Source organism: Methylobacterium indicum (assembly GCF_017347565.1).
In the GTDB taxonomy this organism is placed as follows: domain Bacteria; phylum Pseudomonadota; class Alphaproteobacteria; order Rhizobiales; family Beijerinckiaceae; genus Methylobacterium; species Methylobacterium indicum.
The window spans coordinates 3,718,722-3,732,105 of the sequence record NZ_AP024145.1 but is presented as its reverse complement, the minus strand read 5'-3'; the positions used below and the strand labels follow the sequence as shown (position 1 = coordinate 3,732,105).

Annotated in this window: 13 protein-coding genes; 5 read left to right on the top strand and 8 right to left on the bottom strand. The window is 71.7% G+C overall.

Features of this window, described 5'->3' with window-relative positions; all coding sequences use genetic code 11:
- Positions 1 to 3: 3 nt before the first annotated feature.
- A complete protein-coding gene (locus miv_RS17460; RefSeq protein ID WP_207177934.1) occupies positions 4 to 1,908 on the bottom strand; it encodes a hypothetical protein in 1,905 nt (634 codons plus the stop codon).
- A 32-nt stretch (positions 1,909 to 1,940) separates the two neighbouring features.
- The gene (erpA, locus tag miv_RS17455) at positions 1,941 to 2,267 is read right to left on the bottom strand and encodes an iron-sulfur cluster insertion protein ErpA (RefSeq protein WP_048429502.1); all 327 of its coding nucleotides are present in this window, start codon (positions 2,265 to 2,267) and stop codon (positions 1,941 to 1,943) included.
- 89 nt (positions 2,268 to 2,356) lie between these two features.
- On the opposite strand from erpA, the gene miv_RS17450 reads away from it, so the two are divergent.
- Complete coding sequence (locus miv_RS17450; protein ID WP_058618987.1) at positions 2,357 to 3,643, top strand: deoxyguanosinetriphosphate triphosphohydrolase; 1,287 nt, start codon at positions 2,357 to 2,359, stop codon at positions 3,641 to 3,643.
- 16 nt (positions 3,644 to 3,659) lie between these two features.
- On the opposite strand, the gene miv_RS17445 is transcribed toward miv_RS17450, so the two are convergent.
- Entirely contained in the window at positions 3,660 to 4,082 is a 423-nt protein-coding gene (locus miv_RS17445; RefSeq protein WP_048429504.1) for a GNAT family acetyltransferase, read from the bottom strand.
- Positions 4,083 to 4,172: 90 nt separating this feature from the next.
- Between miv_RS17445 and miv_RS17440 the strand changes: the two genes are divergently transcribed.
- Positions 4,173 to 4,946 carry a cyclase family protein gene (locus miv_RS17440; RefSeq protein WP_207177933.1) on the top strand — a complete coding sequence of 258 codons (774 nt, stop codon included), beginning with the start codon at positions 4,173 to 4,175 and terminating at the stop codon, positions 4,944 to 4,946.
- Between the two features lie 34 nt (positions 4,947 to 4,980).
- Here miv_RS17440 and miv_RS17435 read toward each other — a convergent pair whose 3' ends face one another.
- Positions 4,981 to 5,901, bottom strand: coding sequence for a LysR family transcriptional regulator (locus tag miv_RS17435; RefSeq protein WP_207177932.1), 921 nt, complete (start codon positions 5,899 to 5,901; stop codon positions 4,981 to 4,983).
- A 93-nt stretch (positions 5,902 to 5,994) separates the two neighbouring features.
- On the opposite strand from miv_RS17435, the gene miv_RS17430 reads away from it, so the two are divergent.
- Together miv_RS17430 and miv_RS17425 are read left to right on the top strand one after the other, a co-directional pair.
- Positions 5,995 to 7,494, top strand: coding sequence for a CoA-acylating methylmalonate-semialdehyde dehydrogenase (locus tag miv_RS17430; RefSeq protein WP_207177931.1), 1,500 nt, complete (start codon positions 5,995 to 5,997; stop codon positions 7,492 to 7,494).
- Positions 7,495 to 7,808: 314 nt separating this feature from the next.
- A complete protein-coding gene (locus tag miv_RS17425; protein ID WP_207177930.1) occupies positions 7,809 to 8,951 on the top strand; it encodes an isobutyryl-CoA dehydrogenase in 1,143 nt (380 codons plus the stop codon).
- Positions 8,952 to 8,963: 12 nt separating this feature from the next.
- On the opposite strand, the gene miv_RS17420 is transcribed toward miv_RS17425, so the two are convergent.
- Positions 8,964 to 9,251 carry a helix-turn-helix domain-containing protein gene (locus miv_RS17420; protein ID WP_048429511.1) on the bottom strand — a complete coding sequence of 96 codons (288 nt, stop codon included), beginning with the start codon at positions 9,249 to 9,251 and terminating at the stop codon, positions 8,964 to 8,966.
- A 67-nt stretch (positions 9,252 to 9,318) separates the two neighbouring features.
- The gene (locus miv_RS17415) at positions 9,319 to 9,603 is read right to left on the bottom strand and encodes a BrnT family toxin (protein ID WP_207177929.1); all 285 of its coding nucleotides are present in this window, start codon (positions 9,601 to 9,603) and stop codon (positions 9,319 to 9,321) included.
- A 59-nt stretch (positions 9,604 to 9,662) separates the two neighbouring features.
- Here miv_RS17415 and mmsB point away from each other — a divergent pair, with 59 nt between their 5' ends.
- Positions 9,663 to 10,550 (top strand): 3-hydroxyisobutyrate dehydrogenase, encoded by an 888-nt coding sequence (mmsB, locus tag miv_RS17410; RefSeq protein ID WP_207177928.1) that lies wholly within the window; start codon positions 9,663 to 9,665, stop codon positions 10,548 to 10,550.
- Positions 10,551 to 10,796: 246 nt separating this feature from the next.
- On the opposite strand, the gene shc is transcribed toward mmsB, so the two are convergent.
- Both shc and miv_RS17400 read right to left on the bottom strand, forming a co-directional pair.
- Positions 10,797 to 12,734, bottom strand: coding sequence for a squalene--hopene cyclase (shc, locus tag miv_RS17405; protein ID WP_207177927.1), 1,938 nt, complete (start codon positions 12,732 to 12,734; stop codon positions 10,797 to 10,799).
- Between the two features lie 55 nt (positions 12,735 to 12,789).
- On the bottom strand, positions 12,790 to 13,347 hold the full coding sequence (locus miv_RS17400) for a TetR/AcrR family transcriptional regulator (protein ID WP_207177926.1): 558 nt from the start codon (positions 13,345 to 13,347) through the stop codon (positions 12,790 to 12,792).
- Between the last annotated feature and the right edge of the window lie 37 nt (positions 13,348 to 13,384).

The following is a 13,384-nucleotide window of genomic DNA, read 5'->3' as shown; positions in this document are numbered from 1 at the left end:
GTGTCACTCCGCCGTCGCGGTCACGGTCAGGCGGTCGAAGATCTTGCCCGGGCTCGGGGCGGTGCTGAAATCCATCAGCCCGAGGCCGGCCGGGTCCTTGGCGGCGGCGCTGACCGAGAGGCGGCCGGGCTTGACCACGAAGCGCGACACCGCCTGGCCGAGGGCCTTGGCGGAGGGCGAGCCGCCGAGCACGGCCGGGATCCCCAGCATCGCGGCCGTGCCGTATTCGCGCTGCAGCTCCTCCGGCTTCAGGCTCTGGGCCTTGGCCTGCTGGTCGACGAAGCGCTGGAACAGGCCGCCATTCTCCAGGGTGAGCCCGAGGGACTTGGCGCTGGCCCCGAGCAGCGCCAGGGACGAGACCATCGGCTCGGGATCGAACACCTCCTTGCCGATCCCGCCGATCGTGCCGGTGATCCGGGCGGTACCCATGTCCTTGCCGGTCAGCGTCACGTCGCGCAGGGTCAGCTCGCGGGCGGCCTCGTCCCAGCGGGCATCCACGATGCCCGAGAGATCGAGGCTGGCGTAGCCGAGCCCGGCGAGGTCGGCGAGGAGCGGCGCCGTGGTGCCGGGCGGGATCGCGCCGGTGAGGCCGTCCACGGTGAGGCGCGAGGCGGTCGGCACCCCGTCGCGCGGCTCGCTCATCGCGAGGCTGCCGCTGCGCAGGGCGAAGCGCAGCGGGCCCGAGGCCTGGAGCGGGTCCGCGCCCGGAGCTTGGGCCGGGAGATCGACGTCGAGGTCGTTGACGGCGATGCGGGCCAGCGCCGGGGCGTAGCGGCGCAGCTCGGCCGGATCGAGCGGCCCGGCCGCGGCGCGGCGCAGGCCGTCCAGCACCGGCTTGAGGGACAGGCCCGACAGGGTCAGCCCCTTGAGCGCGACGCGGCCGGCCGGCGCCTCGACGGCCAGGCCCTCGGCTCGCATCTCGCCGAGCGCGGGCTGGCCGGCCTTGACCTCACCGGCCTTGCCTTCGCCGACCTTGGCCTCGCCGTCCGGCGCATAGGTCAGGCGCGCCAGGCTCGCCTGGACCGGCATCGGCTTGGCCCCGGGGCCGCCCGGGGAAGCGGCCGGCCCGCCCGGCACCGCCAGGGTGATGCCGCTGATCTCGAGGCCGCCGATGGCAACGCCGTCCATCAGGTCGGCGGCGAGGCCCGCCATGCGCGCGCGCTCCGGCGCGTCCTTCCGGCCGGCCCCCTCCGCCAGCGCCCGGGCGGTCTCGCCCCACGGGATCGTCGTCGGCCGGCCGGTGAGGTCGCGGGCATCGATGCGGGCGATGCGGAACGCCGCTCCGTCGGGGCCGGAGAGCGCGATGTCCTCGGCGGTGACGCCGGCATAGACCCGGACCGGTGCCGCGTCGGGCCCGCCGGGCTCGGCGAGGAGGCGCGCGAGGCCCGGCAGGTCGAGCTCGCGGATGCTCAGGCGGCCATAGGCGCCGGCCGCGTCCGGCCCGGGACCCTCGACCGTCAGGGTGGCGCCGCCGGCCTCCAGGATGCCGATCCGGCCCGCCGTCACGTCCCGGGCCACGACGTCGTGGTAGACCGCGACCTGCACCCGCCCGCCGGCCGGCTGCTCGACCCGCAGGACCGGAATCACGATCTCGCGGGCGTCGAGCTTGTCGAGGCGCGTGCGCCACGGCGCGGGGCCGGCCGGATCCAGGATCGCCCGCGCCTCGTCGCGCGACAGCGCGGTGCCGCGCAGCTCCACCTTCGGCGCCTTGAGGGTGACGGGGCCGAGGGGCAGCACCACCTCGTCGAGGGCGACCGCTCCGGCCTGTCCGGCGCTCGGCGCGGGATTCTGGGCGAGCGCCGGGGTGGCGAGGAGCGGCACGGTCGCCGGCAGGGCGGCGGCCAGCGTCGCGCAGGCGACGACACCGAGCGCGGCCCGGGCCACGCCCGTTGTCAGTGAGCGGGTCATGGCGGAACGTCCCGGAAGAATGGCAGGCGAGGTTACAGGGAGAACGAGGTACCGCAGCCGCAGGAGGCGGTGGCCTGCGGGTTCTCGATCTTGAACGACTGGCCGATCAGGTCGTTGACGAAGTCGATCGTCGCGCCCTCCATGTACGGCAGGGAGGTCGGGTCGACCAGCACGGTCGCGCCGTCGCGCTCCACCGCGAGGTCGTCGTCGGTGCGGTCCTTCGCGATGTCGAAGGCGTACTGGAACCCGGAGCAGCCGCCGCCATTCACGCTGATGCGCAGCATCGAGCCCGGAGGCTCGGCGCCCATGATCTCGTTGATGCGGCGGGCGGCGCGGGACGTCAGGGTGATCGGGGTCATCGACGGCTTCTCGGGTGGGGGTCCGGCGTGCGATGGCAACATAAGAAGTGGGGCCGTGCGCCGCAACCGCGGCGCGGGCGTGGGACGGGATGCCGCCGGTGCGGCGCAAAACGGCGCGAGGGGGAGCGAACGTGAGACGGACAGGCGAGCGCTGGCGGGCCCCCTACGGCAGCGACCCTGCCGCGTCGCGCGGACGGCTGATCGCGGAACCCGCCTCGCCGACCCGCAGCGACTTCCAGCGCGACCGCGACCGGATCGTCCACTCGGCCGCCTTCCGGCGGCTCAAGCACAAGACGCAGGTCTTCGTCCACCACGAGGGCGACCATTACCGCACCCGCCTGACCCACACCCTGGAGGTGAGCCAGATCGCCCGGGCGCTCGCCCGCGCGCTCGGCCTCGACGAGGACCTGGCCGAGGCGCTGGCGCTGGCCCACGACCTCGGCCACACCTGCTTCGGCCATACCGGCGAGGATGCGCTGCACGCCTGCATGGCCCTGCATGGCGGCTTCGACCACAACGCCCAGGCCCTGCGGCTGGTGACCCGGCTCGAGCGCCGCTACGCCACCTTCGACGGGCTCAACCTGACCTGGGAGACCCTGGAGGGCCTCGTCAAGCACAACGGCCCGCTCCTGACCCGCGACGGGCGGCCGACGCCGCATTATGCCGAGGGTGGCATCCCGGTGGCGATCACCGAGTACAACGCCCTCAACGACCTCGAACTCGCGACCTTCGCGGGGCCCGAGGCCCAGGTCGCGGCGCTCGCCGACGACATCGCGTACGACGCCCACGACCTCGACGACGGATTGCGCGCCGACCTGTTCGGCCTCGACGACCTGAACGAGGTGCCGTTCCTCGCCGGCCTCCTCGACGAGATCCGCACCACCTATCCGGGCCTGGAGCGCTCGCGGGTGGTCCACGAGCTCGCCCGCCGGGTCATCACCCGCTTCGTCGAGGACGTCATCGCCGAGGCCGAGCGGCGCCTCGCCGCCCTGCAGCCGGCGGATGCCGCCGCGATCCGCCACGCCGCCGCCCCGGTGGTCGCCTTCTCCGAGCCGATGGCGGCGGCCGACCGGGACATCAAGACTTTCCTGTTCGCCCGGATGTACCGCCATCCCGGCGTGATGGCGGTGCGCCGCCGGGCCGCCGCGATCGTCGAGGATCTCTTCTCCACCTTCCGCCGCGACCCGACCCGGATGCCCGAAGAATGGAGCGCGGGCCTCGTCGGTCCCGACGACCCCCGCACCCCCCGCCGCGTCGCCGACTTCATCGCCGGCATGACCGACAACTACGCGGTGAGCCAGCACCGCCGGCTCTTCGCCGAGACGCCGGACCTGCACTGGGTGATCTGGCCGGGGCGGGAGGGGGGAGGGGAGTAGCCGGGCGCGACGGGTCTCACGCCGTCGCGATCACCTTCTGGAGGCAGACGGCATTCGTGTCGCGGTAGCCGAGGTGGTCGTAGAATCCGAGCACGCCCTCGTTCTCCCGGCGCACCAGGAGCTGCACCTTCCAGACGCCCCGCGCGGCGAGCCACGCCTCCGCCGCCGCGACCATGGCGCGCCCGAGCCCGCTGCCCTGATGCTCGGGCGCCACCGCCACGTAGTAGAGCCAGCCGCGGTGCCCGTCCTCGCCGGCCATCGCGGTGGCGGCGAGCGACCCCTCCACCTCCGCCACAAGGACGGTGCCGTGCGGCCCCCGCCGGGCGAAGGCGATGTCGGTGGCCGGGTCGTTCCAGGGCCGCGCCACGCCGGCCGCGTGCCACAGGGCGATCACCGCCGGCACGTCGGCATCCTCGATGGGGCGGATCGTCGGCGTCATGCGGGGTCCTTCTCGTGGCCGGGCGGGTCCCTTGCCAGGACCGTGTGACGGGAGGATGCAGGCCGCTACACCATCGCAGGAGCCGCCGGAATGCCCCGACTGATCGACCTTTCCATCGCGATCGAGAACGACGTGCCGGCCGACCCGCCGTTCCAGCGCCCGACCGTGACATACATGGACCACGCGACCTCCGCCCCGATGGTCGCCGGGCTGTTTCCGGGCCTCGAGCCCGAGGACCTGCCGGACGGCCAGGGCTGGGCGGTCGAGAGCGTGCAGCTCACCACCCATAACGGCACCCATCTCGACGCGCCCTGGCACTACCACCCGACCATGGATGGCGGCGCCCGGGCGATCACCATCGACGAGGTGCCCCTCGACTGGTGCTACCGGCCCGGCGTGAAGCTCGATTTCCGCCACCTGCCCGACGGCCACGTCGTGACCCCCGACGAGATCGACCGCGAACTCGCCCGCATCGGCCACGTTTTGAAGCCCTTCGACATCGTGCTGGTGAACACGGGCGCCGGCGCCCGTTTCGGGCAGGCCGACTACGTCGATTCCGGCTGCGGCATGGGCCGGGCCGCGACCCTGCACCTGACCGGGCAGGGCGTGCGCGTAGTCGGCACCGATGCCTGGAGCTGGGACGCCCCCTTCTCCCACACCGCCCGCCGCTACGCCGCCACCGGGGACGCCAGCCTGATCTGGGAGGGCCACAAGGCCGGACGCGAGGCCGGCTACTGCCAGATCGAGAAGCTCGCCAACCTGGAGGCGCTGCCGGCGACGGGTTTCACGGTCGCGTGCTTCCCGGTGAAGATCAAGGGCGCCTCGGCGGGCTGGACCCGGGCGGTGGCGATCCTGGGGGAGTAGCGTCGGGCAACGTGAGACGCCCCGCGGGACCGCCTCACCCGCCGGGGGCGAACAGGTCCCGCTCCGCCTCGACCGCCGCGTAGATGTGCTCCGCCACCGCCCGGATGCGGGCGAGGTCGCGGCTGTCGGCGTGCATCATCAGCCAGAAGCTGCGGGTGAGCGACACCGCGTCCGGCAGCACGCAGGCGAGGTCCGGGCGTCCGGAGGCCATGAAGCAGGGCAGCACCGCCAGGCCGAGGCCCGCCACCGTCGCCTGGAGCTGGGCGTTGAGGTTGGCGCTGCGAAGCCGCGCCCCGGCCCCGGGGGCGACCTGCTGCAGGTAGTCGAGTTCCGGCGAGTAGAGCAGCTCGTCGATGTAGCCGACGAAGCGGTGGCCTTCGAGGTCGCGCCGCTCGCGGATCGGCGGGTGCCGGGAGAGGTAGGCCGGGGCGGCGTAGAGCTTGAGCGCGTAGTCGGTGAGCTTGCGCCCGACGATGCGGCCCTCCGGCGGCAGGCTCAGCCCGATGGCGATGTCGGCCTCGCGCTTCGACAGGCTGAACAGCCGGGCCGTCGCCACGAGCTCGATGTCGAGCTGAGGGTGGCGCTCGATCAGGCCGGTCAGGCGGGGAGCCAGGAAGGCGCTGCCGAAGCCATCCGGCGCGCCGATCCGCACCGTGCCGACCAGCTGCGAGGCCGCCTGGCCGATCGCCGCCTCGCCGTGGATGATCGCCGATTCGATCCCGTCGGCGGTGGCGACCAGCGCCAACCCGGCTTGCGTCGCGGTGTAGCCCGAGGCCCGGCGATGGAAGAGCTTTTCGGAGAGGCGCCGCTCCAGCCGGTCGATCCGCCGGATCACCGTCGCGTGGTCGACCCCGAGCCGGCGTGCCGCCGCCGAGACCGTGCCGGCCCGGTGCACCGCCAGCACGAAGCGGTAATCGTCCCACACGTCGCCCCTCGTCCCGTCCGGTTCCCGCATCCGCGCACACCCGTTCCGCTCCCACGCCCCTTCCGCTATGCGGATCGCCAGGGCAAGGTGGCCCCAAGACATCTGATCCAGGGAGGATCCCTCATGGCGCGCGAAGTCGGGCACTTCATCGGCGGCGAGCACGTTTCCGGCCGCTCGGGCCGCTTCTCCGACATCTACCAGCCGATGACCGGCGAGGTGATCGGGCGCCTGGCGCTGGCGAGCCGGGACGAGATGCGCGCGGCGATCGAGAACGCCGCCAAGGCGCAGATCGGGTGGGCCGCCACCAACCCGCAGCGCCGCGCCCGCGTGATGATGCGCTTCCTCGACCTCGTCGCCCGCGAGATGGACAGCCTCGCCGACCTGCTCGCCCGCGAGCACGGCAAGACCATCCCCGACGCCAAGGGCGACATCCAGCGCGGCGTCGAGGTGGTGGAATTCGCCTGCGGCATCCCGCACCTCCAGAAGGGCGAGTACACGGAAGGCGCCGGTCCCGGCATCGACATCTACTCGATGCGCCAGCCGCTCGGGGTCGTCGCCGGCATCACGCCGTTCAACTTCCCCGCCATGATCCCGATGTGGAAGTTCGCGCCCGCCATCGCCTGCGGGAACGCCTTCATCCTCAAGCCGTCCGAGCGCGATCCGGGCGTGCCGATGCGGCTCGCCGAGCTGATGATCGAGGCGGGGCTGCCGGCCGGCATCCTCAACGTCGTCAACGGCGACAAGGAAGCCGTGGATGCGATCCTCGACGACGACATCATCCAGGCGGTCGGCTTCGTCGGCTCCTCCGACATCGCCCAGTACGTCTATGCGCGGGCGACCGCGACGGGCAAGCGCGCCCAGTGCTTCGGCGGCGCCAAGAACCACATGATCATCATGCCGGACGCCGACATGGACCAGGCGGTCGACGCCCTGATGGGCGCCGGCTTCGGCTCGGCCGGCGAGCGCTGCATGGCGGTGTCGGTGGCGGTGCCGGTCGGCGAGAAGACCGCCGACGCCCTGATGAGCAAGCTGATCCCGCGGGTCGAGAGCCTGAAGATCGGCCCGTCCACCGATCCGAGCGCCGATTACGGCCCGCTCGTCACCAAGGCGGCGCTGGAGCGGGTGCGCAACTACGTGGAGATCGGCGTGAACGAGGGCGCCAAGCTCGCGGTCGACGGCCGGGCCTTCAAGATGCAGGGCTACGAGAACGGCTTCTACATGGGCGGCTGCCTGTTCGACCACGTGATGCCGGAGATGCGGATCTACAAGGAAGAGATCTTCGGGCCCGTGCTGTCGGTGGTGCGGGCCAAGGACTACGCGGAGGCCCTGCGGCTCCCCAACGAGCACGAATACGGCAACGGCGTCGCGATCTTCACGCGCGACGGCGACGCGGCCCGCGACTTCGCCGCCAAGGTCCAGGTCGGCATGGTCGGCATCAACGTGCCGATCCCGGTGCCGCTGGCCTACTACACCTTCGGCGGCTGGAAGCGCTCGGGCTTCGGCGACCTCAACCAGCACGGGCCGGACGCGGTGCGCTTCTACACCAAGACCAAGACGGTCACCCAGCGCTGGCCGTCGGGGGTGAAGGAAGGCGCGCAGTTCTCGATGCCGGTGATGCAGTAACGCCTGTCAGGCGTTCGGGAGCCATCCGGGCTTTCCGCGAGTGGCACGGGTTTCCCCTCTCCCCGCGGGCGGGGAGAGGCCTTCACCCCCCTTGTCGGGGGTGAAGGGAGCCCACAGGGCGAGGGTGAGGGGGTGGTGCCGGAAGAGCTTCATCCGGAAACACCCCCTCACCCTCGCTCCGGCTACGCCTCCGCTTGCTGCGTCTCCTGAACGGAGACACAGCCCTCTCCCCGCCCGCGGGGAGAGGAGAAACCCGCGCCAGTCCGAGGCCGGGTACAGACAATAATCAACACAGAACGGGAGGAACCGCCGCCATGACCCTGTTCACCCTCCCCGAGGACCAGATCGCCATCCGCGACATGGCGCGCAGCTTCGCGGCCGAGCGGATCGCCCCGCACGCCCTCGACTGGGACGCGCGCAAGCATTTCCCCCTCGACGTGCTGCGGGAGGCCGCCGCCCTCGGCATGGGCGGGATCTACGTGTCCGAGGAGCATGGCGGTTCGGGGCTGACCCGGCTCGACGCCGCCCTGATCTTCGAGGCCCTGAGCCTCGGCTGCCCGACGGTGGCGGCCTTCCTGTCGATCCACAACATGGCCGCCTGGATGATCGACCGGTTCGGGTCGGAGACCCAGCGGGCGCGCCTCCTGCCGGGCCTGTGCCGGATGGACCAGGTCGCCGCCTATTGCCTGACCGAGCCGGGTTCGGGCTCGGACGCCGCGTCGCTGCGCACCACCGCGCGGCGCGACGGCGACCACTACATCCTCGACGGCGCCAAGCAGTTCATCTCCGGGGCCGGCGCGGCCGATTGCTACGTGACGATGGTCCGCACCGGCGAGGCGGGGCCGAAGGGCATCTCGACCCTGGTGGTGCCGTCCGACGCGCCCGGCCTGTCCTTCGGGCCGAACGAGCGCAAGATGGGCTGGAACGCCCAGCCGACCCGGGCGGTGATCTTCGAAGGGTGCCGCGTGCCGGTCGAGAACCGCCTCGGCGAGGAGGGGATCGGCTTTCGCATCGCCATGGCGGGGCTCGATGGCGGCCGGCTCAACATCGGCGCCTGCTCGCTCGGCGGCGCACAAGCGGCGCTGGACAAGAGCCTCGCCTACATGGCCGAGCGCAAGGCCTTCGGGAAGCGCCTCGACGAGTTCCAGGCGCTGCAATTCCGCCTCGCCGACATGGCGACCGAACTGGAGGCCGCGCGTGCGCTCCTCTACGGCGCCGCAGCCAGCCTCGACCGCAAGGATCCCGACGCCACCCAGCGTTCGGCCATGGCCAAGCGCTTCGCCACCGATACCGGCTTCCGGGTCGCCAACGAGGCGCTCCAGCTCCATGGCGGCTACGGCTACCTGTCGGAATACGGGGTGGAGAAGATCGTCCGCGACCTGCGGGTGCACCAGATCCTGGAAGGCACCAACGAGATCATGCGGGTGATCGTGGCGCGGGGCCTGGTGGGGAACTGAGGCATGACCGCGTCAGGCGGGACGCGCCGCGAGGGCCCGACTGACCCCCTCGGGATCGTGCGCGATGACGGTCAGGTAGGCCTGGGCGGGCTGATCCGGAATTGTGCGGCCCTGCTCCCAGTCCCGCAGAGTGCCGAGCGGGATGTGATAGCGCGCGGCGAATTCTTCCTGGGTCAGCGCCAGGGCCCGCCGCAGCGTGCGGATTCGGGGCACGCGCCGGGCGCTGGCCGCGCCCTCCGGGCTCGTCGGGCGCGCGTCGGGATCGGCCGCCGCGGCGCTCGCAACCTGCTCATCGCTCATCGGCCGCAGCGGTGCCGGTGCGAACGGTGTCTCGCTCCCGTCCGGGTGGCACCGCACCACACTGCCGTCAGGCCGAATTCTCGCGGAAATAACGGTCTCGCTCATGTCGCTCTGCCCGTCGCGCGGAGATCAGGCGGATCTCCTCCCCGCGTTCCGTATAGGTCACGAACAGGATGACGCCGTCACACATGCCGAGCATGTTGATGCGCTCCTCGCCGTAATCCTCCCTGTCGTCGATTTGCTCGACGGCGAAGGGATCCCGGAACGCCATCAGGGCGGTCTCGAACGCAACGCCGTGCCGGCGCAGGTTCGAATCCGCCTTCCGTTCATCCCAGGTGAACCGGTTCGCCATGGATGTACGGATTCTCCGTAGTCGCTTCAATCAACCACACGGCAAGACGGAAGACAACGATGACGCAGATCGCATTCCTGGGCCTCGGCAACATGGGCGGGCCGATGGCCGCCAACCTCGTCGCGGCGGGCCACGCCGTGGCGGGCTTCGACCTGATGCCCGACGCCCTCGACGCCGCCCGCGCGGCCGGGGTCACGGTGGCGTCGAGCACCGAGGCCGCGGTGGCGGGCGCCGAGATCGTCGTCACCATGCTGCCGGCGGGGCGTCACGTGCTGGCGGTCTACGACGCGGTGCTGCCGCACGTCGCCCCCGGCGCCCTGATGATCGACTGCTCGACGATCGACGTCGCCAGTGCCCGGGCGGCCCACGACAAGGCGCAGGGACGCGGGCTTGCAAGCCTCGACGCCCCGGTCTCCGGCGGCGTCGGCGGCGCCAAGGCGGCGACCCTGACCTTCATCGCGGGCGGCTCCCCGGACGCCTTCGCCCGGGCCGAGCCGATCCTCGCCAAGATGGGCCGCAAGGTCGTGCATTGCGGCGAGGCCGGCGCCGGCCAGGCGGCCAAGATCTGCAACAACATGATCCTCGGCATCTCGATGATCGGCGTCGCCGAGGCCTTCGTGCTGGCGGAAAAGCTCGGCCTGTCGCACCAGGCGCTGTTCGACGTCGCCTCGACCTCGTCGGGCCAGTGCTGGTCGCTCACCACCTATTGCCCGGTCCCGGGCCCGGTGCCGACCTCGCCCGCCAACACCGACTACAAGCCGGGCTTCGCCGCCGCCCTGATGCTGAAGGACCTGCGGCTCGCCCAGGAAGCCGCCGCGGGGGCCGGCGCCGCGACGCCGCTCGGCGCGCAGGCGGAAGCGATCTACGCCGCCTTCGAGGCGGCGGGGCAGGGCGGCACCGACTTCTCCGGCATCATCCGCCACCTGCGCGAGGCGGAACGCGACTAGAGCATTTTCCGACGAAGCGGATGCCGGCTCGTCGAGGACAATGCGGCTCAATCAAAGGCCTAAGCAGATTTCGCCGAAGTGGTTACCGGTTCGACGCCGAAAATCTGCGACAAAACAAGAACCTAAGCAGACTTGCGTTGGCCTTCCAACGCAAGTCTGCTTAGAAAGCTTCGCGATGGCAACGCGATCGTGAAGTGCTCCAGGCCGAAGAGGCGTCCGGCCGCCGCCGGGCTCCCGTCCGTCGGCTCAGAAGCCGAAGCTGACCTCGCGGCTGTTGCCGCGCTGCAGGTTGTGGAGGCGCGACAGGGCGAGGAGCGGGAAGAACAGCCGGTAGCCGTGGTACTTGAGATAGAACACCTTGGGGAAGCCGACCGCGTTGTAGGAGCGCTCCTGCCACTCGCCATCCGCCCCTTGCGTGTTCTGCAGATAGGCGGCGCCCCGCATCACCGCCGGATGGTCGGCCTGCCCGGCCGCCATCAGGCCGAGCATCGCCCAGGCGGTCTGCGAGGGCAGGCTCTCCGCGTTCTCGACGTAGCGGCGCAGGTCGTAGCTGCGCTCGTCCTCGCCCCAGCCGCCATCCGGGCGCTGGATCGCGACCAGCCACGCCACGGCCCGGCGCATCATCGGGTCGTCGTGCGGCACGCCGGCGGCGTTGAGGGCGCAGAGCACCGACCACGTCCCGTAGATGTAGTTGGTGCCCCAGCGGCCGTACCAGCTGCCGTCCCGCTCCTGCTCCGCCCGCAGGTAGGCCAGGGCCCGGTCGATGACCGGCCGGTCCTCCGCGTGGCCGAGCTGCGCCAGGAACGAGACGCAGCGTCCCGTCACGTCGGCGGTCGGCGGATCGAGTAGCGCGCCGTGGTCGGCGAACGGGATGTGGTTGAGGAACTCGCGGTCGTTGTCGGCGTCGAAGGCGCCCCAGCCGCCGTTCCGGCTCTGCAGCCCCACGATCCAGCCCCGCGCCTTCTCGATCGCCTCGGCATGCTCGGGCCGGCCGTTGCGGTGGAGCAGCATGGCGACCACGGCGGTGTCGTCCACGTCGGGATAATGGTCGTTGCGGTACTGGAAGGCCCAGCCGCCGGCTTGCGCCTCCGGCCGGGTCACCGCCCAGTCCCCCCGCACGTCGGTGATCTGGCGCGCCGCCAGCCAGTCGCAGGCCGCGTCCAGTTCCCGGGTGCCCTCGACGCCGCCGCTGCGCAGCGCCTCGATCATCGCGTGGCCCGACAGGCTGGTGTCCCAGACCGGTGAGACGCAGGGCTGGCAGTAGACCTCGTCGTCCGTCTCCACGAGCAGCTTGTCGATCGACCGCCAGATCGTGACGTGGCGCGGGTCGTCGGCGGGGCAGCCGAGGGCGTCCATCATCATCAGGGCGTAGGCCATGGCCGGGTAGATCGCCCCGAGGCCGTCGTCACCGTTCAGGCGCTCCTCCACGAAGGCGATGGCCTTGGCGATGGCGCTCCCCCGGGCGATCCTCGAGAAGGCGGGCTCGGCCCAGCGCAGGATCGTGTCGATCGCCTTGAACGCCACCCCCCAGCGCGAGCGGTAGGGGCCGCGGATCCAGTCGTGCACCTGCTCCGGCGGCGTCCGGAAGATCTCCGCGAAGGTCACGCCGCGCGGGTTGCGGGCGCGCGGCTTCACCGCCTGGAGCACGAGGAGCGGCACCACGCAGGTACGGGCCCAGTACGACATCGCCCAGATGTTGAAGACGAACCAGCGGGGCAGGTGCATGATCTCGACCGGCATGACCGGCACGCCGCGCCACGGCAGGGCGCCGAACAGCGCCAGCTGGATGCGGGTGAAGACGTTGGCGCGCTCGGCCCCGCCATGGTCGAGGATGGCGCGACGGGCCCGCACCATGTGGGGCGCCTGCGGATCGTCGCCGATGGCCTTGAGGGCGCAATAGGCCTTCACGCTGGCCGAGAGGTCGAAGGCCCCGGCATGGAACATCGGCCAGCCGCCGTGCTCGCCCTGGATGCGCCGCAGGTAGGTGCCGATCCGGGCCTCCCGCTCGGGCGTGATCCGGTCCATGTAGTGCTCGAGGAGCACGTACTCGGCCGGGATGGTGGCGTCCGCCTCCAGCTCGAACACCCAATGCCCGTCGCGGTTCTGTCGGCGCTGCAGGGCGCGGCCGGCGCCGGCGATGCTGCGCAGGATCTCGGCCGCGGAGAAGCGGTGTTGGGTCGTCATCGTCATGCTCGTGAGCGGCCGCGAAGCGGTTCGAGGGGTGGGGCGCGCCCGTCAGTCAGGCGCGGGTGAGGGAGAGGAGCCGCTCGACCACGGCGGCGCGGTGCTCCGGGCTCATCGGGTAGAGCCCGCAGGCCTCCGAGACCCAGAGGCCGTCGGCGGCGAGGCGCAGCAGGCTCGCCTGGACCGGATCGGCCTCGGCGAGGTCCTGGGCGATCAGCCGCTCGGCGACCTCCTGCCAGCGGCGCATCAGGGCCGGATCGAACAGGAAGGCCGCCGCGACGACGACGCCGAGCCGGCTCTCCTCCGCGGCGGAGTTGGCGGAGGCGTTGATGAAGGCGCGGGTCCGCCGCCCGCGCGGATCCGGGTCGTCCGCCGCGAAGCGCTCCATCTCGGCCTCGAAGCGTTCGACCAGATCGGCCATCAGGACCGTGAGCAGCTCCGCCTTGGTGCGGAAATGGTGCAGGAGGGCGCCCTTGCTGGCGCCCGCCTGCCGGGCCACCGCCTCGAGCGTCAACGCCTGCACGCCGTCCTGCAGGATGATCTGCGCCGCGGCCCGCAGCAGGCTCTGCTTGAGGTCGGCCGCCTTCTGGATCTGTGCCGGGGAAACACCCATGTATAACGAACTACCGTCCGGACGGTCTCCCGTCAAG